Genomic DNA, 24216 nt, shown 5'->3' with positions numbered 1-24216 from the left:
ACAAAATTAGGAGGGATACAAGATGAGATTCATGATGATCGTTAAAGCTACAACAGATTCAGAGGCAGGTAATTTGCCAAGCCAAGAACTTCTTGATGCCATGCAAAAGTATAACGAGGAATTAGTGCGCGCAGGTGTTTTACTTGCCGCGGATGGTTTGCAGCCTAGCTCTGGCGCTATACGGATCTCCTACCTAGAGCCTGGGGGCAAACCGAAAGTTGTTGATGGTCCGTTCACGGAAGCGAAAGAAATGATAGCTGGCTATACGTTGATTGAAGTTAAGTCCAGAGAAGAGGCCATCGAGTGGGCGCTGCGTATGCCGGATCCCCATGGATTCGGTCAAGGGGAAATTGAACTCAGACAGGTGTTCGAGATGGAGGAGTTAGCGGATGATCCCGAAACCATTGCGAAGGATGCAGCACTTCGTCAATTAGTAAGGGAGCAGCATAAAGCGTGAATTTGTCTTCTACACATCGAACTATTGAGACAATATGGCGAATCGAGTCGCCCAAAATTATCGCGGGATTAACACGAATGGTGCGTGACGTGGGCCTCGCAGAGGATCTTGCCCAGGACGCTCTGGTCATTGCCCTTAATCGATGGTCCGATCACAATATTCCGGACAATCCGGGCGCCTGGCTAATGACAACAGCCAAACGGCGAGCTATTGATCATATGCGCAGGAACAAACTCCGTGATCAAAAGTACATTGAAATGGCACACAACCTAGATTTGTATGAAGAAAATGACAAGAATTTGGATGAGGAGTTCGGCGACGATATCCTTCGTTTGATCTTTATGACTTGCCATCCTATCTTATCGCAGGATGCAAGAGTTGCACTGACGCTTCGCCTATTATGCGGGCTAACCACAGATGAGATAGCACGATCTTTCCTCGTCGCCGAACCAACGATTGCCCAGCGAATTGTTCGTGCTAAGAGGACTCTTAGTGCTGAGAAGGTACCTTTTGAAGTGCCATCTGGCGAGCTCAAGGTCCGTATATCCTCGGTACTTGAAGTCATTTACCTCATGTTCAATGAAGGATATTCGGCAACCTCAGGGCAACATTGGATCCGTCCCTTGTTGTGCCAGGAGGCACTGAGGCTCGGACGCGTACTAGCTGAGATTGCCCCGCAGGAACCTGAAGTGCATGGACTTGTCGCTTTGATGGAGCTTCAATCTTCAAGGTTTAAAGCACGAGTTGATATCAAGGGAGAACCCGTGCTGCTCAAGGATCAAAATCGTGCTCGATGGGATCAATTGTTGATCCGCCGTGGTTTGACGGCACTAGAAAGAAGCAGGAAGCTAGGACAGGCACTTGGTCCATACGCCATTCAGGCTGCAATTTCTGCCTGTCATGCACAGGCGAGAACGACAGCTGAGACGGATTGGGTCCGAATTGCTGCACTCTACGAAGCGCTTTCGATCGTATCGCCATCGCCGATTGTCGAATTAAACCAGGCTGTTGCTATATCAATGGCTTTTGGTCCGGCCTTCGGATTGCAGATGGTTGATGCCTTGCAGTCGGAATCATCTTTAAAGGGATATTATTTGTTACCGAGTGTTCGCGGTGATCTCTTGGTCAAGTTAGGGCGGCTTGAAGAAGCCTGTATGGAATTTGAACGTGCCGCATCCATGACGAAGAATGAGCGTGAAAAGGAACTTTTATTGAAACGGGTGGAAGAAATCAAATCTGCAGGTTTAAGATAGAGGAAGAGGCGAGGGCAGCGGAGCTTTGTGCCGTCTTCGTCGCAGTAACGAAAGAAAAGCCCCAGGAATGCTAAGCTTCCTGGGGCTTTAGTGTGTTTATTCAGCTGTACTTTCAAGATTTTTAAACTGATTGGAAAACATACGGGAATACGTACCATCTTGATTCATCAACGAGCTGTGATTGCCTTGTTCGGCGATCTCACCACGGTCAATGACCATAATTGTATCCGCATCCCGAATCGTATTCAGCCGATGTGCAATGATGAAGCTTGTGCGGCCCTTCATGATGGAGAGCAGGGCTTCCTGAATATGCAGTTCCGTCCGCGTATCAATACTGCTCGTCGCTTCATCCAGTATGAGAATGGAAGGATCAGCCAGTATGACGCGTGCGATCGCAAGCAATTGGCGCTGCCCTTGACTTAAATTCCCGCCGTTCTCGGAGAGCGGGGTGTCGTATCGCTTGGGCAACCGGCTGATGAAGGTATCTGCATTCGCGAGCCTAGCAGCGGTAACCACTTCAGCATCCGACGCATCCGGCTTGCTGTATTTAATGTTCTCCTTAATTGTGCCGGAGAACAAATACGTATCCTGCAGCACGATGCCGAAGCTGCGGCGAAGACTGTCGCGCGTATAGGATTTGATATCGCGTCCGTCAATGAAAATCGTGCCACTAGTGGCGTCATAGAACCGTGTCACTAAATTGACGATCGTCGTCTTGCCTGCACCTGTGGGTCCGACGAGCGCGAGGCTGCTGCCAGCCGGCGCATCAAAGCTGACTTGATTGATGATCGGCCGATCGGGTCGATATCCGAAGGTGACATCCTGGAAGGTGACGTGTCCGATAGGTTTCACCAGCTCGATAGCGCCAGGCTCATCTTCGACTTCCTCCGCTTCATCCAACACTTCAAAGGCGCGTTCTGCCCCAGCAACACCAGACTGCAATACGTTATAAGTGTTCGCAATCTCGTTAAGCGGCCTCACGAATTGGCGCGAATAGCTTAGGAAGCTGGCAATAACGCCAACCGTGATGTGACCTTTGACGGCGAGTACACCACCTACAATCGCAACAGCGGAGAAACCGATATTGTTGATGACACTCAGAAGAGGCATCAAAAAACCGGACCAGATCTGCGCCTTCAACCCAACTTCATAGAGTTTTCCGTTCACGTTATTGAACTCATCGATAGCTTTCTTCTCACGATTAAAAGCTTTGACAACGAGAAGTCCGGAAATGGTTTCCTCAATATGACCATTCAGCTTGCCGAGCTGTGCTTGTTGGTCTTTGAATAACACACTCGTTCGCTTGGTAATGGTCTTGGCTAGGAAGAATACGAGCGGAACGGTGATGAGACTCGCCAGCGTCAGGGTGGGACTTAGTATCAGCATCATTATTAAGGAACCAACGATGGCAATTGAACCTGACATCAACTGAGTTGTTGATTGCGAGATTGAGTTGCTCACGTTGTCAATATCATTCGATAACCGACTCATGATATCACCATGAGAGCGCCCATCGAAAAAAGCAAGAGGGAGCTTCTGCAGTTTCGCAAACATCGTTTGCCGAAGCCGCTTCACTACGCGCTGTGCAAGCCCAGCCATGACCCAGCTCTGCAAGAAAGTAAGCCCGCCATCTGCGATGTAGGTGGAAAGGAGAACGATCAGCGTCACATTAAGGACACTATAATTAACCTGACCTCCCGCCATTGCGTCAACGGCTACACCAATGAGATAAGGGCCAGCAAGCGTCAAGGCGGAGTCCGCAATAATGAATAGGAAAACAATCGTCAGCCATTTTCGTTCAGTACCTAAATAGGACCATAAACGGCGTAGGGTGCCTTTAAAATTCTTGGGCTTCACGGCAGCAACGCGGCCTCCCCGGCCTAGCGGTCCCGCGATCATCGGGACGTCAGGGGTTGGTTGACGCGATCCTTCATTCGGCTTTGACATGATGAGGCAGCTCCTTTCCGAATTGCGATTGGAAAATTTCCACATAGACGCGGCAGCTCTTCATCAATGCCTCGTGTGTTCCGATACCAACGATCTCACCATCGTCCACGACAACGATTTTATCAGCATCCATAACAGAGGTAATCCGCTGCGCAATGAGTAGACAAGTGACACCAGATGCGAATGTTTTGAGTGATTCTTTAATACTTGTCTCCGTTGTCGTATCCAGAGCGCTTGTACAATCATCAAGAATCAGAACATCCGGTTTCCGAATGAGTGCCCGAGCAATCGACAACCGTTGTTTCTGGCCGCCTGACAAGTTCACGCCACGTTGACCAAGCATAGTTTCATAGCCCTCGGGGAACGCAGTAATGAAGCTGTGCGCTTCTGCCATATTCGCAGCCTGCATAATCTCTTCACGCGAGGCATGCTCATTGCCCCAAAGCAAATTCTCTTCAATTGTGCCGCTGAACAGAATCGATTTCTGCGGCACGATGGCAATTCGATCGCGCAGCTTGGCCGGGTCAAGTTCCTGAGTGTCCACACCATCTACGAGGATCGAGCCGGTGCTCGTATCATAGAAACGGGGAATGAGGTTCACAAGACTGCTTTTTCCAGAGCCGGTAGACCCGATAATACCAATGGTTTCACCGGGCAGGCACGTTAAGTTGATATTTTTCAGCACAGGTTCTCCAGAAGCACCCTCATAGGCAAACGAAACATTGTCAAAGTCAATCTGGCATCCTTGACGCCCGGTGGGCAGTGCAGTAGATACGTCCCAAGTCATTGTATTTACTTGATCAAAAACTTCACCGATTCGATTGGCGGAAGCTTTCGCACGCACGAATAAGTTGAAAACCATGGAAATGGTCATCAGCGCAAACAAAATCTGAGTCATGTAATTGACGAATGCGACGATATGCCCGACTTGCATTTGATTGTTACTAACCCTTGAAGCTCCTAGCCATAACACGGCCGCGATCCCGAAATTGACGCTGAGCAGAATGGAGGGATTAAAAATAGCAAGAAGCCTCGTCACCTGTATAGATTTGTTCTGATATTCGATGTTAGCCTGTTGAAACTTGTCTGTCTCATGGTCAAAACGATTGAAAGCTTTGACGACGCGAACGCCAGACAGATACTCCCGCATAACCCGATTGACGCTGTCCAGCGACTTTTGCACGCCTACAAACCGGGCAAATCCCACTTTCAAGTTGAGCGCAACGAGCACACTGACGACCGGGACAACGATGAGCAGCACGACGGCCAAATTGGGATTGAGTCGCACAGCCATGATGAGACTCCCGATGCATAGGAGGGGAGCTTTAACAAAAATACGCATAAGACCGTTTACAAAATTCTGCACCTGTGTCACATCATTCGTTAATCGCGTAATTAATGATGCGCGTTCGAATTGCTCGATATTCGCGAACGAAAGTACTTGGATTTTTTCGAATAAATCCCGTCTTAGCTCCGTGCCGAATTTCTGTGAAACATGGCTTGCCACAATATTGCGCATCGAGGCAGCGACAGCCCCGAACGCGGTGATGATCAGCATCAAACCGCCCATGCGAAGCACATAGTCAAGCCGTTTCTCCGCTACACCTATGTCCAATATGTGCGACATAATGGTCGGTTGCAGCAGATCCGCGAGCGCTTCCAACGTCACGAAAAAGACAGCAACCAGAAATAGCTTCCAGTGCTTACTGACATAAACCTTCATAAAACCCATCGTGTACACTCCTTTTTCCGTGGTCAACCCCTCACTTGAAGATTACTCCGATTTTGGCAAATTGTCATCCTTTGTATCTGTTAAAACTGGAAAAAGGACGATTTTATTTTTCTCTTTATGCAATCGTTCGCAACCTTTATCATAAAGGATAAAAAATGAAGGCTCGGAATCGGAGGAAGATATGATGTTACCTTCTTTGGTTGACAAAACTATGGAGCAATTAAGCCGTTCTTTAAACACTCGAACGTCGAACATGGTTTCTCTTTATCTGTATGGTTCAGTTGCTTTAAAAGATTATATAGAAGGCTCCAGTGATATTGACTTTATTGCTTTTGTACGTGAACCACTTACTCAGTCGGATATTCAAGCCATTGTCGAAGCGCATCAAGAAGTCGAAGCTGAGATCCCAAACACAGATATGATGGGGACTTATCTACTTCTCGATGATCTAACGAATATACATAATGAAATTAGTCCCCAATTGACTTACTTTGATAAGCAAACCAATACCAATGGCAGGGGCGCAGATCTCAATCCAATTACGTGGTGGATATTAAAAAATCATGGCATCCGGGTTTATGGCTCCGAAATAACGTTCAATTACGATTTGGAAACTAATTTACTATGCAAATATGTCATTGATAACTTAAATAGCTACTGGGTTGGCTGGATAACCAGACTAGAGGGTAAATTACAGCTTGACCATGCGCAGGAACAAGAAATCAATGTTGAACAGCTTGATCAAGCTATCGAGTGGTGTACACTCGGTATGTTGCGCCAACTATACACGTTAAAAGAGCATGATATTACCAGCAAGGTTGGAGCAGGATTCTATGGCATTCGTCATGCACCGAGCCAGTGGCATGGACTTATTGAAGAAGCCATAGCGATAAAGCGACTTCAACCTAATCGTTTTTATCAATCACAAATGGAACGTTTAACTGATCTAATTGATTTACTTAAATTTATTCATTTGGAAGCTAATCGTGTGTAGAAAAAAGACTCTAAGCCCCTGATTCAAACAGGGGAGAGAGTCTTTTTTTGATTCATGTTAAATAGGCAGTGTAAACAGTGTGCGAAATTTCTGGGGATGCATCCCCGTGTATTTTTTAAATACGGTACTGAAATACGTTGAGTTTTCGTATCCGACCATTTCGGAGATGTCCAAAATTTTCAAATCAGGAGATTTTAGCAGTTCTTTTGCGGCTTCCATACGTACTTTCGTCAAATGCTCGGTGACACTTTCACCCGTTTCCTGTTTGAAAATGAGGCTGATGTAGTTCGGCGATAAATAAACTTCTTCGGACAGCCTAGCCACGGTGAGGTTCTCCATGTACTTTTGCGAGATGATGTCTTTGATTTTCTCAATGGTTCGGCTGTTTTTGTGAGTTTGCTTCTGCGCAAAATAGTCGGTCAACTTGACGAAAAAAGCTAACATCGTATCACGCAGCTCCGAAGCCTCACGTTTCGTGTAGACCTCGCTGAATAAAGTAGAATAATCAGTAATGATAAGTTGGATATTTTCTCCGAATTCGTAGAGCGTTCTTGAAGCCATATGGATAAGCTCAATGCAGATGCTTTGCACATAATCCACTGGTAAATTGTGATTAGCGCAAAGGGTATGAAAGATGTCCGCAACCATCCTGGACACTTCTGGCTTGTTGCCTAGCTTCATGAAGTTGATTAACTTATTTTCTACTTCATAAAGTTTAGGGTATTCCAGGTCGTTTTTTGTCGCTTGGAAATCGCCGATCTGAAGAATGGAGTCTTTCCCTGTGTAAAATTTGTATGCGATGGCCAGATGAGCTTCCTGGTAAGAGTAATGTAAATCATAAACTTTTAGAATCGAATTACCAACTCCTATAGAAGCGGACAACTTCAAAAACTTATTCACACAGTCAATCATTTCTTGGCAAATTTCGAGATGTCTATTTCCAGTGTGAGCAGATGGATTAAAAATGGTGACATATTCATTTTCGTTCATGCAGAAGGCAATACCAGCCTGGTTACGCTCTGAGATTTCTTCCAAAATGTTGGTAACGGAAAAGGTCAGTAGCTGTTTATGTTCCTCGCTATATCTTTCAATTGCTTTTTCATACTCGTCTATCTGCATGACTGCCACAACTAATGGGCTGTTAATGTCAAAAGGCAATCCAAAAAAATCCAGTTTACTCTGTGCATCTTGTTCGCTTTTGTACATACCCTTAGTCAAATTAGCTAGAAATTTCTCGCGAAGAACGGGCATGTTTTCGTGCAGCTGCTGCTTCAGCTGTTGATTTTTTTCCTCACGATTGCGTTCCATCGTAATCGAGGAGACGACTTTATTTACAGTTTCCTGGAGCTCGTGAATTTTGATAGGCTTCAGAATATAACCATCAGCATTCAAGCTCAACGCCGTTTTTGCATAATTGAAGTCCTGAGCCCCGCTAATAATGATGATTCGTACGGGATCTGCTAGTTCTTTCAACTTTAATGCGGCTTCCAGGCCATCCATCATCGGCATTCGAATATCCGTTAGCAAGATGTCAGGCTTTAATTGCTGACAAAGTTCGAACGCTTCTTGGCCGTCCTGTGCATCAGCAATGATTTCTATGCCCATTTCGGCCCATTGAACGACTTCCTTCAATCCTTCTCTGACATTAACCTCATCATCCGCTATGATCATCTTGAGCATTCTCATCCAACCCTTCTAGCGTAGAAACTGCGGGGAAAGTCACCGTGACCGTAATACCGGGGCCATCCAGATCTGTGTATCGAATACCCCAGCCTTCTCCGAACACTTGAACAATCCGTTGATTGACGTTGATCATTCCGAATGATTTACCCGAACTATTGTTATTTTGCAAGATTGCGTTCAATTCAGACACATCAGCACCCACGCCATTATCGCTAATTTCAATAACGATCTGATCATCCACCTTTCTTGCTTTAATGGTAATGTTGCCTTTACCGCGCCTTTTCTCAATGCCGTGAAGGAGAGAGTTCTCCACTAAGGGCTGTAAAATCAGTTTGACTGTATAGTGTCCATAGACTTCAGGCTCTACTTGCATGGTATAGGCCAGTCTTTCTTTAAAGCGAACCTGTTGGATCGTCAAATAACTCTCTACCTGCCTAAATTCGTCTTCAATCGGGATTATATTCCGGCCTTTACTTAGACTGTAGCGAAAAAAGTCTGATAAAGAGGTTACCATATGACTGATTTCTGGTACTTTGTTCCGCAGTGCGATCCAATTGATAGAGTCCAGCGTATTATACAAAAAATGCGGGTTAATTTGAGCTTGTAGTGCCTTTAGTTCCGCTTCTTTCTTCTTGAGTTCACTTACGTACAATTTATTGATCAATTCTTTGATCTGAAGTATCATTTTGTTATATTCGCTGAACAAGTAAGTGAATTCATCCTTACGTTTGTACTGAATTTGAATATCAAAGTTTCCTTCTTGCGCGTAGGACATTGATTTGATAAATTTACGAATCGGATTTGTAATATTTCCGGATAAGAGCAGGGCAATGACAAAAGCAAGAATCATGCATAACGCCAGTACAACGTACATCACTTTCCTGAAGGAGATAAGCTTGCCGTTCAAGTCGGTGATCGGAGAGACGGACACGACGGTCCATCCGAGCGAACCGATTTGTCTGTAGGATACCAGCATGGATTCCCCTTGGATGGTTTCTCCGAATGAGCCGGATCGGTACTTTTTCTTGATGATGTTCTGGATGTAGGGGGCTGTAGCGAGACTTTGGTTTAGCAAAGATAAGTCAGGACTTACAATCACAGCAGCATGACTGTCGATGATGAGAGTGGAGCTGTGCTCGGAAGGCTTCAGTTGCACAAGCATGTTGTTAAAATCGCCGATGTCGGCGTCGATCGTTAGCAGCCCCACATAGGGGATAATCATATTGTTCAAACCGAAAAGGCGCTTCGCTAGCTTAATGGTATAAGAGGTTCCATTAAGAGATGTATGCGCATTCAAACCGGCGATTGAATAGGGAGCTTTCGGCGGCAAATTGGCGTACCATTGTTCCTGTTCAATCTGGCTGATCGTCGATACATTTCTTGAAAAGTTGTATTGCAAGTATTCGGGCCTGTCGAGCATGTACAGCTTTGGTACAAATTGTGTTTGTGGACCGCCAGTTACACGATAACCGTCGATAATTTTATTAAGATTCGCAAGTTCATTTACGGTAGCAATTTGATCGGTTGGGTGATCCGCTGATAAGATGTCAATCATATCTGGGTTTAAATAGATCGACTCTGCTACCCCGTCCATTTCCTCAAATTTCTTCAGCAGAATGGTTTCTACCATGGTGAGGTTTTTTTGCACGGACACGTTCATGTTTTCTGTAATCGTTTGGTACGACTCGTTATAAATCGTAACGGAAATGATGGAAGTCGGCAGTATGACGAGAAATAAGAAGTAGAGTAGAAGACGGTACTTTAAACTTGTCCGTGTTAATGAAAGAATGGCTACAGCTTTCCGGAGCACGATGATCGCCTCCTTTTCTACCGGACTTGAGCTGCATTCAACCAACATTATAAGGGGAATTAATTATGATGAAAAGCTTTAGTTTGAGGTTGGTGAAACAGCTTAACGCTGGAATTGTCACGATAGTCCTATTGGCAACGATAGGATGCAGCGCCATGGATATCGACTTACCGAGTGAAGATTCAGCAGCTCCCATCGAGCAGAAAAGCAAAATAACTTTGGCTGTCCAATCCTCCGAGGAGTTAAAGGTCATCGAAAGTTTAATTGAACAATTCAACTCCGTCCATCCCAGCTACTATGTGGAGGTGGTCAACCTTCCGCGTGATCGATATGACCAAACGCTGAATATGCGTATGACTTCGGACGAAGGGCCTGATGTATTTCAAATTGGGACAGGCTGGTTAACGCCATATATATACAAGAACTGGCTTGTAGATTTGTCCGAAGTCATATCTGAGCAGGATATCAAAGCATTTCCACAGTGGGCTGTTGATTATACAAAGCAAAACAACCATTTTTATGCGATTCCATCCAACATGATGACGCTTCGACTCATTTACAATAAAGAGCTATTTACGAGAGCTGGTAACAATCCAGATAATCCTCCTATGACCTTGGAGGCATTGAAAACCTATGCGGATAAGATCTCAAAGGCGGGTACTGGCTATCAAAAATATGGCTTTGCGCTCCCAGCAGGTGAGGATTGGGCGGGATTTCAACAGTCGCTGGAGATTGCAAGCACGTATAGCGGTTTTAATTATTATAATTTTGCCTTGGGGAGATACGACTTCTCTGTTTACCAGACTTGGTTTCAAACTATGCTGGACATGAAGCAGCAGGGAGGGTTATTTCCTGGAGAAACTTCGCTGAAAAGCGACACCGCATTAACCCAATTTGCAGAAGGAAATATTGGGATGATGTATGTTACTAACCGCGATTTTGTCATGCTTGGACGAATGAAGACTCCAACTTTTGAATGGGGAATTGCGATGCCGCCGCTGATTGAACCATCTGATTCGGGAAACGGGGCTCTGATGATGTATCCCGAGCCGCCTTTCGCAATCAACGCGTACACCAAGCATAAGCAAGAAGCCGTTGAGCTTTGGAAATTTCTACATTCCCGTGAGTATCTAGGAACGTTGTATAAGGAAGGAGGCGCCATACCAACGTTTGATGGCATTACGAACGACCCGCAATACCTTCCGCTGCAGCCGAAGTTTGCTGCCTTTCTTCCGGGTAAAGAAGAATCACCGTATCCGAAGGAACCGAAATTCATTTTACAAAATATCCCGACGCTCTTTTCCCCGAAAAATTTGGGAGACACATCACGTATGAAGGCGTATAGAGATATCTTGCAGGGTATCCATTCACCCATTGAAGTATTAAATAACTTGACTATACAATATAATAATTCGCTCGACGATGCTGTCCTTAAAAAGTTAATTAATCTCAACGATTATATAAATCCTTTGTTTGAACCTCGGAATCCCTTGAAAGAAACACAATAGATTTTTGAATGTTGTCATAGATTATTTTATTCTGTTACAGAGTTGAAGCGTCTACAATGGGAACAGAAATGCCATTCATCCCATCGTTCAACTTATAAGGAGGGTTTTCCATGCTGAACAGACCCAAGAAGATTGGGGCGACGCTTCTAGCCTCAGTAACCGTTCTATCTATGGCGCTTGTAGGGTGCGCAAAAAGCGATCCCGTAAACGAAAGTCCATCGAAAAGTGAGCAGACGTCCACTGCGCCAAGCAGCAATCCAGTGCTGGAGCCGGTAGAACTATCGATCTACTATCCAGGTACGGAACAAAAGGATAAAGCTGCTGTAGAAGCGGAATTGAACAAACTGCTTAAGGACAAGATTAACGCCACTGTCAAAATCAATGCGATTGATTGGGGAAATTGGAGTCAGAAAATCAATTTGATGTCTGCTTCCGGGGAGCCATTTGATCTCCTATTCACGGCAGGTTGGGATAATTTCAGCGGCAACGTTGCGAAAGGAGCCTTTCTGGAGCTGAGCCCGTTGCTTGATAAATATGCGAAAGAAACCAAAAGCCAGATGAACCCGCTCCTTTTGTCTGGAACAGCCGTTGGCGGGAAGGTTTATGCCGTTCCAGTTGAGAAAGAGATGGCTAGTGAGTTCGGTGTTGTGCTTAACAAAGATCTTGTGGACAAATATAAGTTCGATATTAGCAAAATTAAATCCTACTCGGATTTGGAGCCGATGCTGCAAACAATTAAGGAGAAAGAACCGAATGTTACGCCATTCTGGGGCGGCAAAAACAACATTACCTTGATTCCTTTCGAGCAAATCGGAAACACCGCTGTACCAGGTGCTATTAAAATGGACGGCAGTACAAAAGTAGTCAACCAATGGGAAACGCCTGAGATGCAACAAATGCTAAAATTGATGAAAGAATGGAATCAAAAAGGATTTTTCCAGAAAGATCCTGCTACGCAAAAAGACGGAGCGCCAGCCAATAAAGCAGGTACGGTATTTGCCCAGTGGCAGCAACTGACACCAGGTAAGGATGCGGTTCTAAGCCAGCAATGGGGGCACCCTATGGTGCAGATTGAGCTTACGCAGCCTTACACATCGAGTGGCGACCTTAGCGGTGCCATGACCGCAATATCGCGAACATCCAAAAATGCAGATCGGGCGATGATGCTGATTAATTTAATGCATACGGACGAGAAGATTCTAAACACGCTTGTATTTGGTGTTGAAGGCAAGCATTATGTGAAAAAGAGCGGTAACATCATTGCAGTGCCAGACGGTATGAAAGCAGGGCAAACCGGTTACTCACCTGGAAACAATTATATGTTTGGCAAACAGTTTATCAATTACCTGTGGGATAATGAAGATCCGCAGAAGTGGGAGAAATACAAGAAGTTTAATGAATCGGCTAAGCCTTCCCAAATTGTTGGTTTTAGTTATAATGCAGAGCCAGTGAAAAATGAAGAAGCAGCCATCGTTAATATTTACAATGCGTATATCGACGGATTAAGTACGGGCTTATTAGATTATGAGAAAGAACTCCCTGCATTTATCGATAAGATGAAGAAGGCAGGACTCGATAAGGTAATTGCCGAGAAGCAAAAGCAGCTTGATGAGTTTTTAAAAACTAAAAAGTAATCAAGTCATTCCAAGAAACGCTGACAATCGTTGTGATTGTCAGCGTTTTTTCGTTGCTACGATGCGTTTTCAAGTGAATAGATATTTTAACATAATCTTAGATAATTTTATTCAGCAATGAACGAGGGTCTTTTACAATGAAAGTAACTTAGAAAAAGAGGAGTGGACCTAATGAGAAGTCGCACAGGATTTCTATTTAACCTTATCAAGTATCGTGCCTTATTCCTGATGCTGCTGTTTCCAGTATTGGTTTTGATTTTCAATAACTATATTCCCATGTTTGGTATCATTGTCGCTTTTAAGAATTACAATTTTGTTGATGGTATTCTAGGAAGCCCATGGGAAGGGATCGGCAATTTCAAATATTTATTCCAAACAGAGGACGCTTGGGTGGCAACGAGAAACACCTTGCTGTATAACGCTCTGTTTATTGTCTTGAATACGGTAATTGCCATCTTTCTGGCAATTGCTCTGAATGAGCTGAGAAATAGAAAGCTTGCGAAGTTTTTTCAAAGCAGCCTGTTGTTCCCGTACTTTCTTTCTTTTGTTGTTGTCAGTTATCTGGTATACGCCTTTCTTGGCGGTTACGGATATATTAATAAAGCCATACTTGAACCACTCGGCTATTCCGAAGTCTCTTGGTACACAGAATCCAAATATTGGACTGTGATCTTGCCACTCGTCAATCTCTGGAAAAATATTGGTTACAGCATGGTGGTTTATTTAGCAGCCATCGTCGGGATAGATCAAGAATATTATGAAGCTGCAGTCATTGATGGGGCATCCAAATGGCAGCAAATCCTGCGTATTACGATCCCCTTAATGACGCCCGTTATTATTGTATTAGTCATTTTGCAAATCGGGAGAATTTTCAATGCAGATTTCGGTTTATTTTATCAAGTGCCATTGAATACGGGAGCGTTGTATCCCACAACAAATGTCATTGACACTTTCGTATACCGTTCACTTCTTGTCAGCGGAAATGTGGGCATGTCAGCTGCTGCCGGATTGTATCAGGCGATGGTGGGGATCGTGCTTGTGCTGCTAACCAATATGATCGTTCGTAGGGTAAGCAAGGAAAATGCATTGTTTTAGGAGGATATTGAGATGAATACGCACTTTGACACACAAACACAGGTCTTAAAGAATAGTGAGAAAGTGGAAACTCACAATCACAGTAATCGAATCTCCTCAACAGCCAATGCGCTGCTAATCGCTTTGTTCGTGTTACTAAGTTTGGCTTGTTTATATCCGCTATTACTCGTTTTATCGGTTTCGTTCACGGACGAGCAAGCTATTATAACAAGCGGATACAACATTTTCCCAAAAGTATTTTCTTTCGATTCCTATCGATATCTATTCCAAGATGCTGAGAAAATATGGCTTGGATACGGCGTATCTATTCTTGTCACAGTAATTGGGACAATTGGCAGTCTGCTACTCACTTCCTTGATTGCGTTCCCCATATCTCGCCAAGATATGCCGTATCGTAACTTTCTCGCTTTTGCTGTCTTCTTCACGATGCTCTTTAGTGGAGGACTTGTTCCCTGGTATTTAACGTACTCGACCGCAGGGTTGAAAAATACGCTTTGGGCGCTCATCATTCCGCATTTAGTTACGCCTTTTAATGTCATTATTATGCGAACCTTTTTTTCCAATACGATTCCTATCTCGCTGATTGATTCAGCGAAAATCGACGGAGCAAGCGAGCTTAGGATATTCGGTCAAATCGTTCTGCCTCTTTCGCTGCCCGTTATGGCGACAATCGGACTATTCCAGACATTGAGTTATTGGAATGATTGGTTCACGAGTTCGGTTTTTATTAGTAACAACAATCTGGTTAGTCTGCAGTACTTGATGTATAAAGTCATCTACAATATTCAATATTTGAATTCGGGTATGGTGGATGCAACCGTAGCAGGCAACGCTGCTGCAACAATTCCGACGGAAACCGTTCGGATGGCGATGGCGATTGTTGGTGTGGGGCCAATTATTTTCGTTTATCCATTCTTGCAAAAATATTTTGTCAAAGGTTTAACTGTTGGCGCAGTTAAAGGATAGATCCATGTGAATACAAACTTTACAGGATGGTGAGATTATGTCGAGTTTATTAGAAAAATATGCCTTTGATCTTCGCAAAAGTGTTGCGCCTCCTAATCATATCGGGGTCAGCAGTTTATATAGTGTGACTGCACCACAGTATGGTACGGTTACAGGCGTGAAAGGATTCTATTCCCCACCGTATGCTGCAGGAGATATGTTACTGAATCTGCGGTTAGCTGCGGATGGCGTACCCATCGAGGATACGGGCAATTTGGGAAAAGAAGATTGCGGTTTGCTCTTTGCTGGAGCCATTTGGCAGCCAGATCGCATTATTCGTCGTGGAACGTATCACTGGTTGAAGGAAGGGAAATTAGTTTCCTTGAATGTCAGTAGTGATCTTATTCCCTTGACGGGACGAGCGGGGTTTCTTCTTGTAGTTCGTGTCACCAACCGTTGTGGGAGATCTATTCCGCTTACGATTGCTTCCGAGTTTCATCCAGGGCTTATCAATCAAGTACCGCTCAATGAATGGGGATTTTGTCCACCTAGTGGAGGACAGCTTGCACAAAACATCGACCCTCACATATGGGAAACGGAGTCCGTTCGAATTACGATGCTGCATGATCAACTTACAACTGAAATTGAGCAAGGGATGGAAGCTGTTTTCCGCATAGCCATGGTGTTTACTGCATCTAACTGCAGCATAGCGATACCGACAAGTCTAACTGAATGGGAGATGGAGACAGCTGATCGCTGGAGAGAGCGCCTTGAGCATGCAGAAGCTGCGATCCCACAGCTTCAAAGCGATATCCCAGGACTCGAAGCCTATTATCGGAGGTCATTGATCAGCGGTCTCATTTGTTTATGGGAACATCCTGATTTCAAAATTCAGCCGTTTCTGTCCGTATCCGGGATAGATGGCGGAGGTATCAGCTGCTACCCTTGGGATACGGCAGGTTATGTCGGACAAATGCTAACGATGCTGCTCGGCCCTGAGAAGTCATCAGACTTTTTAACCTTCATGTTCGAAGGCGGCATTGATCGGCATATCTGTTTTTTTCCGGATGGGACAGGTGATCAACCATTCCCGTATTCTTATAATTTATGGTCATTCTTCCATTTTGCTTGGTCCATGTTTAGCCAACATGGACCAGTGAAAGAGCTTTATCCCATGCTTGAGAGGATACTGTCAGTGGATGAAGAAAGATTGCCGCATGAGGGAGCACTGCTAAATTATGGCAATCATCACCACCTTCTCGAGATGCGCAGCAGCGGTTATGAGCATGCGGTCGCTAGTCCGAATGCGGAACGAGCGTGGTGTTATGACCGTATGGCCGAGCTGGCGAACTATTTCGGTATCGATGGAGCCAACGAATGGAAGGAGAAGGCCGCATCCATACGCCAAGCGATTAAAGAGCAACTGTGGGATAAGTCTGAAGAGTGGTTCTGCAGCAAGTACCCAGATGGGCATAAGGAGTATATTTATTCGATCCAATATTACGATTCTCTCCGAATGGGGGCCTGTGATCCGGAGATGGAGAGGGTACTTCTGTCTCACTTACGCGATGGAGCATTTCTCGGACAATACGGGGTATCCAGCATTTCTGCAGAGGACAATCTGCACTATGAGCTGAATGATCCTGACTGGTCGGGAGGCGGAAGCTTCGCCGGAGAAGGCCCTATACTAGCTCAAACGCTGTGGGAAACGGGACATCCTGAATTGGCTTGGGATGTGTTGAAGCGACATTTCTGGATGGGGAACCATTTGCCTTATTTTCCACAAGAGCATTATTGTGATCGGCCTCAAACTCCGGCACATAAGCGAGCTAATAATATTGCGGGTATGGCGGGGGCTCAGGCTATCATTACTGGCTTGGCGGGTATTCGCCCGCAGTTGGACGGAAGTCTATTCATTCATCCGCAACCACCGGCAGGAGGATCTGTATCCGTCACCGGGTATGTGTTTCGAGGAAAATCCATTGATGTTCACATGGAACCTGATTATTGTTGGATTATTTGCGATGGGAATGAGGTATACAGCGGTATTCCATCCATGCAAAGAGTAATCTGAGGGAGTATACGATTTGATAGCAAAAAGTCTGTCCCCTAAGTCAAGGAAATGACGGGGGACAGACTTTTTTGGTTGTTCATCTCTAAGCAAATTAGGCATTCCTAGAGTCTCTCTGAAAATAAATAAACAAATCAGTTATTAACTTGGCAAGGATAGTAACCAGGAAGTAAAGCAGAAATAAATAGAAATAATTCATTCTGCCGTACAAATGGAATAAATCGATGGTTGATAATAATGGTTTTAAGACGAATGCGAAGGCAGCGCACATAAGCGCTCCAAATAAATAGTAATTTTTTTTATGTTTTAGGGTCCATTGATACAGCAGCATAAGCACAACGGGATTAAAGGAAGCATCCATAGTGATGCTTGTTGGCAAATAAGGCACGATTTTATATGGAAATCCCCAAATATTATTTCTTTCGCCATATAGATGAATATAGGTAGCCATGATATGTACGCTGAAACCGTAAAAGCCGATTTGCAGCGCCTTTTTGCGGTCAAGAACGAACCAAAGAATAATTAAGGGAACGACGAACATAGCAAGATTGACCCAAAATTGCCATGTAGATGCATTTGAATATTGCACCCAATATTCGATCCAGGAGGTAGATAGCGACTTCTCCTTATTTAATAATTCTTCGTATACATGCTGTTGCTCTGGTGTCATAGAAGATCTCCCTGCATGTCTTTTTATTATTATGTGCGCTTTGCCTGATTTTACACGGGGTTATGGTAAATCTCACTTTCTGTTCGACAACACCCCCTGATATCGACAAAATACGACGAATCCTTTAAAAGCTATGCATAATTAAGGAGTGAATCAAGATGGCGACGAATACTTATAAACGCTTCATTCAAAATCAACTCGAAAAAGCGAAATCTACCGCTTCCGAATTCATTACTTCAAGAAGTGAAGAGCAAGAAGAAGACACGTTAGAACTGAGTCCTGACACCTATAATGAGCTGAGAGCAATCGCCGATATGCAGCATACGACCGTTCAGGAAATTGTCAATGGCATCATTGCGCAATACCTGGAAAGCGCACCATACGAAGTAACCCATATCTCGGTTGATCAAAAAGAAGATAACCCATTGCTGTATTTGGATGGTATATGCAGATTAGAGGATTAAGGAGTGATGACGTCATATGGATAATCACATGAACATACAGGATGCTATTTTCCTGGATGGAACAGCTTTAGCCGCGTTAATGAACCCTGAAGATGCCTGTTATGCGAAAGCACGTTCTTTGTTTCTGGATTTGCATGATCTAGAACGTAATTACGTAACAACCAACTCTATTATTTTTGATCTTCACGAATGGCTGCGCAATGCATACAGCTATCAGCGGGCAGAATATTTTCTGAGTGCAATCGATAAAGCAGTGAGTAAAGGCAAGTTAACCGTCATCTCCAGCAGCCCTGAATTCGAAGGGGAATCGCGTAGATTACTACTGGACAGGCCTGAGCTGCGTTTCTCGCTTAGTGAAGCATTCACTGCTGTGACTATGTCCTATTATCAGGTCAAACGCATCTTTACTTTTAATCGTAATTTCATGATGCTTGTTAATTTGGATAAAAACTTTCGCATAATCCCATCTAATTAAATAACTTAAGCCAAAAAGAGGCTGTCCGCTGTCACTGGATGACATGGGACAGCCTCTTTTTCGTAGTAACTCTATTGAACCAACTCTATGAACCTTCTTGCTGAAATGGAAAGAGGCATATTACGCATAGTCATAATGCCCACATGCGTAGGTGGCAGTTTCACGTCTAATTGAATTTCGAAGAGAGAACCCTCTTCAAGCTCTTTCGAAATAAATTCTTTGGTCACGTAAGAGATTCCTAATCCTTTCCGTGCAAACTCAATGAGAAGCTCCACGCTCCCGACCTCGATTTCAGGTTTGAGTTTATAACCGTAACTTTGGAATAATTCCGTAATGGCCATTCGTGCCCGGCTATTGCGCGAGAAGAGAATGACGGGATATTCGAGCAGCATTTCTAGTGATAAAGTTTCACCTTTAAGCTGTTCGTAACGTGGGCCTGCTACGAAGCAATCCTTAAGCTGTATGCTTTCTCTAACTTCAAGCTGGGAATCAACGATAGGCATACGCACAACGCCCAAATCAATCCTGCCTTCTTTTAGAAAAGAAATGATTTCTGGAGTAGTACCATGATTCAAGTGCAGCTTGATGCCAGGGTGCTTCTGATGAAATTCTTCCAAGTACGGTAGTAAATAATGCTTGAAGAGAGAATCGCTTCCGCCAATCCGCAGCTCGCCGCTGTCCAGATTTTTTAGCGCAGCCATTTTCTCCTCAGCCCTCGAAATGAAATTCTGCGACTGCTCAATGTAGGAATAAAGGATGGCACCTTCTTGCGTTAAAGCAACACCCTTGGAATTCCTGTAAAACAAAGCGAGCCCAAAACTGTCTTCCAACTGTTTAATAGCGTGACTGACGCTTGGTTGGGTAATGTACAGGGCTTTGGCAGCCTGTGTTAAACTGCCTGTTTTCGCCGCCCAATAAAAAACTTTGTACAATTCGTAATTATTTATCATAGATGAGGTCTATATCTCCTCTGAAATATAATGATTTCTTTTATAGGTGGTAATTATATTATAGTGGAGTTACGAAAAAGAAACCAGAGCCTACTGATTGATCGAGGAGCTCTGTTGGAAGGAGAGAGAATAAAATGGAGCCTACTACATTTGTCTTATTTGGAGCGACAGGGGATTTAGCAAAAAGAAAGATTTACCCTGCACTGTTTAATTTGTTTGTCGATCATAAACTGCCAGAATCATTCTCTTTGATTGGACTGGGAAGAAGAGAGCTGTCTGATGAAGCCTTCCAGGCGAATGTCGAACATTCTATCCATACTTTCTCCAGGCGCAAAGTAAATAATCCTGAAATATTGAAAAGCTTCTTACGTGCATTCCGTTATAGTGTACTTGATATAGACCGTAAAGAAGATTATCAGAAGCTGCTGCAGCTCATTGAACAACGGGAAGAAGAACTCCGCATTTTGCCGAACCGCATGTTTTATTTATCGGTGGGTCCTGAATACTTTGAAACGATCGCTGCGAATATCAAGGAAAGTGGACTTGGTTCCGCGAATGGCTGGAAGCGCCTAGTGATCGAGAAACCATTTGGCCATGATTTGCAATCTGCTCGGGATTTAAATGAGCAGCTAAGCAAAGCTTTTGCAGAAAATGAAATTTATCGAATCGACCATTATCTTGGTAAACCAATGGTTCAAAAACTTGAGGTTATCACGCAGTCCAATCCAGTCCTTCATGCGATATGGGCTAATAATTACATTGCCAATGTTCAAATTACCGCAAACGAAACTATTGGTGTTGAAGAAAGAGCTGGTTATTACGATCATGTAGGCGCGGTAAGAGACATGTTCCAAAACCATATGCTGCAATTGCTCATGATGCTGACGATGCACCTACCTAATGTAAGCAACTCCGAATTGGTGCGGTTCAAGAAGAAAAAAGTGCTGGAAAATCTCGAGCCGCTGATGAAACAGGATGTTGGTGCCAGCGTTATCCGCGGGCAATACAAAGAAGGAACCATTGGAGGAAAAACAGTCGTTGGTTATACTTCTGAACCGGGAATTGCCAGTACATCCATGAACGATACGTTTATTGCCGCTAAATTGCAGATCGACGATTTCTTTTGGCGGGGAGTTCCGATTTATATCCGAACAGGTAAACGAATGAACGAGAAATCAACACGGATTGTTATTGAGTTCAAAGAGCCGTCAACGAATCTTACTCAACCACATGATGATAGCCAAGTACCTAATCTTTTGATATTTGAAATTAGTCCTAATGAAAGTATTACGCTGCAATTAAATTCGAAAGATCCTCAGCATAATGGGAAATTCAAACCTATTCAAATAGATTTTCATGAAACTCAGGAGGATGTTCCCGAAGCTTATGAAAACTTGATCTTCGATGCTTTGCAAGGAGACCCGACATTCTTTGCACATTGGGACGAAGTCGAATTGGCCTGGGCTTGGGTGCAGCCTATCTTGGATGCTTTCCAAGAGAATCTAGTTCCGCTTCATCTATATGCCGCGGGTACGAATGGCCCTGCAGAATCTGATGCCTTATTAGCGGAGAATGGCCATCATTGGTGGTTTGATGCCAAGACCCCACTTGAAAATAAAAATGAAAATGAAACAAATGAAGAAAAATATTTTGCCCATCATACCAACTGATTTCAAAATCATTCACTAAAAGCAGGTTCAAAAGGAGAGGTTCCAGATGGCTATTTCATTTAATTATTCCAGTGCATTATCATTTATCCAGCAGCACGAAGTTGATTACTTTAGTGAGTTTGTGAAAGTGGCACATAACATGCTTCATGAGAAGAAAGGTCCAGGTTCCGATTACTTAGGCTGGGTAAATCTGCCGCTTCACTATGATAAAGAAGAGTTTGCAAGAATCAAAGAAGCTGCACAGCGCATTCGCTCAAATTCCGATGCCTTAGTCGTCATTGGTATTGGCGGCTCCTATCTGGGAGCAAGATCCGCGATCGAAGCCTTGTCTCACACTTTTCATAATCAGATGGATGGAAAAACACAAGTGTATTTTGCCGGACAAAATATCAGTTCTACGTACATCACCCATTTGTTAGAGCTGCTTGAGGGTAAGGATATTTCCTTGAACGTCATTTCCAAGTCGGGAACAACGACAGAACCTGCGATCGCATTCCGTATCCTGCGAGATTATATGGAGAAAAAATACGGCAAAGAAGAAGCGAAAAAACGTATCTATGCTACTACAGATTCATCTAAGGGAGCATTGAAAAAGCTTGCTGATGAAGAAGGCTATGAAACTTTTGTCATTCCTGACGATGTAGGCGGTCGCTATTCCGTACTTACTGCTGTAGGACTTCTACCGATTGCCGCTGCCGGACTCGACATTGATCAGATGATGGCGGGAGCCGCGGCTGCTGCACAGAAATACAATAATGCTGATCTATCTACCAATGAAAGCTATCAATATGCGGCGGTAAGAAATGCCCTCTACCGTAAAGGGAAAACGATCGAGCTGCTGGCGAACTTTGAACCGTCCTTACATTTCGTATCCGAATGGTGGAAGCAGTTGTTTGGCGAGAGCGAAGGTAAAGATCAGAAAGGGCTGTATCCCGCATCCGTTGATTTCACGACTGATTTGCATTCAATGGGCCAATATGTCCAAGAAGGTCGTCGTGATCTAATCGAAACCGTACTTTCTGTGAAGAAACCGAGAGTAGAGTTGACGATTGAAAAGGATTCGACCAATTTGGACGGCTTGAATTTTATTGCCGGCATGACGATGGACGAAGTGAATAAGAAGGCAGCGGAAGGTACTAGACTTGCCCATGTTGACGGTGGCGTTCCTAATCTGATTGTTGAACTGGATGCACTGAATGAATATACGTATGGAGAAATGGTGTATTTTTTTGAGAAAGCATGCGGCATCAGCGGCTTGCTGCTTGGGGTGAACCCTTTTGATCAGCCTGGTGTGGAAGCATACAAAACCAATATGTTTGCGCTGCTAGGTAAACCCGGTTTTGAAGCGCAAAAAGCCGAACTACAAAAACGTATAGCTGCAACAGAGCAGAACTAAGAGGAGGCAATTACAATGAGTAAACAACAAATTGGTGTGGTTGGCTTGGCCGTTATGGGTAAAAACTTGGCACTCAATATCGAAAGCAAAGGTTTCTCCGTTGCTTTGTATAATCGTTCACCAGAGAAAACGAATGAACTTCTGGCGGAAGCGCCAGGGAAGAACTTTGTTGGCACTTACAGCGCCGAAGAATTCGTTCAATCCCTAGAGTCTCCGCGTAAAATTTTGATCATGGTAAAAGCAGGGCAACCTACGGATGATACGATTAATTCGCTCATTCCTTACTTGAGCCCAGGGGATATTCTAATCGACGGCGGTAACGCCTATTTCCCTGATACACAGCGCAGAAATAAAGAGCTTCAAGCCCAAGGCTTCCGTTTTATCGGCGCTGGGGTTTCCGGTGGTGAAGAAGGGGCTCTTAATGGACCTGCAATTATGCCAGGGGGACAAAGAGACGCTTATGAACTGGTAGAGCCAATCTTGACGGCCATTTCGGCCAAAGTGAACGGGGATGCCTGTTCGACCTATATCGGAGAAGACGGCGCTGGACACTATGTTAAAATGGTTCATAACGGCATTGAATATGGCGATATGCAGCTTATTGGCGAAGCTTATCATTTGTTAAAAGATGTATTAAACTTAACTACTAGCGAATTGCATGATATTTTCACGGAATGGAACAATGGTGAGCTGGATAGCTATTTGATCGAAATCACAGCTGATATTTTCAAGAAAACAGATCCGGAAACAGGCAAACCGATGGTGGATGTGATCCTCGATTCGGCTGGTCAAAAAGGTACTGGTAAATGGACAAGCCAAAGCTCATTGGATTTGGGAGTTCCATTATCCATTATTACAGAATCTGTGTTTGCCCGATTTATCTCTGCGATGAAAGAAGAACGCGTGGCTGCAAGCAAACGTCTCAATGGTCCTGCGGCGTCAAGCTATGACGGCGATCCGAAAGAATTTATCGAGGCTGTTCGCAAAGCGTTGTATACAAGCAAAATCGCTTCATATGCGCAAGGGTTTGCTCAAATGAGAGCTGCTTCTGACGCTTACGGCTGGGATTTGAACTATGGCAATATTGCGATGATTTTCCGCGGTGGATGTATTATCCGCGCAAGATTTTTACAAAATATCAAGGATGCTTATGACCGTGACCCGGCACTTAAAAACTTGTTCCTTGACGAATACTTCGGCAAAATCGTCGATAACTATCAAGATGCTTGGAGAAAAGTCGTTTCGGTAGCCGTTACAAGAGGGATACCGGTTCCTGCATTTGCTTCCGCGCTAGCTTACTATGATAGCTATCGCACAGAGAGACTGCCAGCCAACTTGCTGCAAGCGCAAAGAGATTATTTTGGGGCGCATACGTTTGAGCGTGTAGATAAAAAAGGAAGCTTCCACTTCCAATGGATGGATACTAACGAATAAATCGATTTATAGCGTATAATAGAAGTCG

General features: G+C 44.2%; 19 protein-coding genes. 13 read left to right on the top strand and 6 right to left on the bottom strand.

Features of this window, described 5'->3' with window-relative positions; all coding sequences use genetic code 11:
* The first annotated feature begins 22 nt into the window (after positions 1-22).
* Positions 23-457: a YciI family protein gene (locus AC58VC_RS20650; RefSeq protein ID WP_497370802.1), complete on the top strand. Its 435-nt coding sequence runs from the start codon at positions 23-25 to the stop codon at positions 455-457.
* Positions 454-1710 (top strand): RNA polymerase sigma factor, encoded by a 1257-nt coding sequence (locus AC58VC_RS20645; protein WP_497370800.1) that lies wholly within the window; start codon positions 454-456, stop codon positions 1708-1710. Before AC58VC_RS20650 ends, AC58VC_RS20645 begins: the two co-directional genes overlap by 4 nt.
* Before the next feature lie 96 nt (positions 1711-1806).
* On the opposite strand, the gene AC58VC_RS20640 is transcribed toward AC58VC_RS20645, so the two are convergent.
* Together AC58VC_RS20640 and AC58VC_RS20635 are read right to left on the bottom strand one after the other, a co-directional pair.
* The gene (locus tag AC58VC_RS20640; protein WP_497371356.1) at positions 1807-3609 is read right to left on the bottom strand and encodes an ABC transporter ATP-binding protein; all 1803 of its coding nucleotides are present in this window, start codon (positions 3607-3609) and stop codon (positions 1807-1809) included.
* A gap of 31 nt (positions 3610-3640) precedes the next feature.
* A complete protein-coding gene (locus AC58VC_RS20635; RefSeq protein ID WP_497370798.1) occupies positions 3641-5389 on the bottom strand; it encodes an ABC transporter ATP-binding protein in 1749 nt (582 codons plus the stop codon).
* 184 nt (positions 5390-5573) lie between these two features.
* On the opposite strand from AC58VC_RS20635, the gene AC58VC_RS20630 reads away from it, so the two are divergent.
* A complete protein-coding gene (locus AC58VC_RS20630) occupies positions 5574-6383 on the top strand; it encodes an aminoglycoside adenylyltransferase domain-containing protein (protein ID WP_497370796.1) in 810 nt (269 codons plus the stop codon).
* 57 nt (positions 6384-6440) lie between these two features.
* Here the strand turns inward: AC58VC_RS20630 and AC58VC_RS20625 are convergent, their stop codons facing one another.
* Positions 6441-8069, bottom strand: a complete 1629-nt coding sequence (locus AC58VC_RS20625; RefSeq protein ID WP_497370794.1) for a response regulator — start codon at positions 8067-8069, stop codon at positions 6441-6443.
* Positions 8038-9876: a cache domain-containing sensor histidine kinase gene (locus tag AC58VC_RS20620; protein WP_497370792.1), complete on the bottom strand. Its 1839-nt coding sequence runs from the start codon at positions 9874-9876 to the stop codon at positions 8038-8040. The genes AC58VC_RS20625 and AC58VC_RS20620 overlap by 32 nt, the downstream gene beginning before the upstream one ends.
* A 65-nt stretch (positions 9877-9941) precedes the next feature.
* Between AC58VC_RS20620 and AC58VC_RS20615 the strand changes: the two genes are divergently transcribed.
* The 5 genes from AC58VC_RS20615 (at position 9942) to AC58VC_RS20595 (ending at position 17132) form a co-directional block, all read left to right on the top strand.
* Positions 9942-11384 (top strand): ABC transporter substrate-binding protein, encoded by a 1443-nt coding sequence (locus AC58VC_RS20615; protein WP_497370790.1) that lies wholly within the window; start codon positions 9942-9944, stop codon positions 11382-11384.
* A 110-nt stretch (positions 11385-11494) separates the two neighbouring features.
* A complete protein-coding gene (locus tag AC58VC_RS20610) occupies positions 11495-13018 on the top strand; it encodes an ABC transporter substrate-binding protein (RefSeq protein ID WP_497370788.1) in 1524 nt (507 codons plus the stop codon).
* A gap of 171 nt (positions 13019-13189) precedes the next feature.
* Entirely contained in the window at positions 13190-14113 is a 924-nt protein-coding gene (locus tag AC58VC_RS20605; RefSeq protein WP_497370786.1) for an ABC transporter permease, read from the top strand.
* A 12-nt stretch (positions 14114-14125) separates the two neighbouring features.
* Positions 14126-15079: a carbohydrate ABC transporter permease gene (locus AC58VC_RS20600; protein WP_497370784.1), complete on the top strand. Its 954-nt coding sequence runs from the start codon at positions 14126-14128 to the stop codon at positions 15077-15079.
* A 37-nt stretch (positions 15080-15116) separates the two neighbouring features.
* The gene (locus AC58VC_RS20595) at positions 15117-17132 is read left to right on the top strand and encodes an MGH1-like glycoside hydrolase domain-containing protein (RefSeq protein ID WP_497370782.1); all 2016 of its coding nucleotides are present in this window, start codon (positions 15117-15119) and stop codon (positions 17130-17132) included.
* A 91-nt stretch (positions 17133-17223) separates the two neighbouring features.
* On the opposite strand, the gene AC58VC_RS20590 is transcribed toward AC58VC_RS20595, so the two are convergent.
* Entirely contained in the window at positions 17224-17799 is a 576-nt protein-coding gene (locus tag AC58VC_RS20590) for a CBO0543 family protein (RefSeq protein WP_497370780.1), read from the bottom strand.
* 158 nt (positions 17800-17957) lie between these two features.
* Between AC58VC_RS20590 and AC58VC_RS20585 the strand changes: the two genes are divergently transcribed.
* Both AC58VC_RS20585 and AC58VC_RS20580 read left to right on the top strand, forming a co-directional pair.
* Complete coding sequence (locus AC58VC_RS20585) at positions 17958-18263, top strand: hypothetical protein (protein ID WP_497370778.1); 306 nt, start codon at positions 17958-17960, stop codon at positions 18261-18263.
* A 16-nt stretch (positions 18264-18279) separates the two neighbouring features.
* The gene (locus tag AC58VC_RS20580) at positions 18280-18738 is read left to right on the top strand and encodes a type II toxin-antitoxin system VapC family toxin (protein ID WP_497370776.1); all 459 of its coding nucleotides are present in this window, start codon (positions 18280-18282) and stop codon (positions 18736-18738) included.
* 71 nt (positions 18739-18809) lie between these two features.
* Here the strand turns inward: AC58VC_RS20580 and AC58VC_RS20575 are convergent, their stop codons facing one another.
* The gene (locus AC58VC_RS20575; protein ID WP_497370774.1) at positions 18810-19688 is read right to left on the bottom strand and encodes a LysR family transcriptional regulator; all 879 of its coding nucleotides are present in this window, start codon (positions 19686-19688) and stop codon (positions 18810-18812) included.
* A gap of 134 nt (positions 19689-19822) precedes the next feature.
* Between AC58VC_RS20575 and zwf the strand changes: the two genes are divergently transcribed.
* Genes zwf through gnd form a run of 3 tightly spaced genes read left to right on the top strand, consistent with a single transcriptional unit; the run spans position 19823 to position 24188 of the window.
* A complete protein-coding gene (gene zwf / locus AC58VC_RS20570) occupies positions 19823-21358 on the top strand; it encodes a glucose-6-phosphate dehydrogenase (protein WP_497370772.1) in 1536 nt (511 codons plus the stop codon).
* Positions 21359-21404: 46 nt separating this feature from the next.
* Positions 21405-22754: a glucose-6-phosphate isomerase gene (locus AC58VC_RS20565; protein ID WP_497370770.1), complete on the top strand. Its 1350-nt coding sequence runs from the start codon at positions 21405-21407 to the stop codon at positions 22752-22754.
* Between the two features lie 15 nt (positions 22755-22769).
* Positions 22770-24188: an NADP-dependent phosphogluconate dehydrogenase gene (gene gnd, locus AC58VC_RS20560; protein WP_497370768.1), complete on the top strand. Its 1419-nt coding sequence runs from the start codon at positions 22770-22772 to the stop codon at positions 24186-24188.
* Positions 24189-24216: the final 28 nt, after the last annotated feature.

The sequence above is a fragment of the Paenibacillus sp. J22R67 genome (assembly GCF_059692175.1).
The sequence above is the reverse complement of the archived record's forward strand: the minus strand, read 5'-3'. Positions and strand labels throughout refer to the sequence as shown.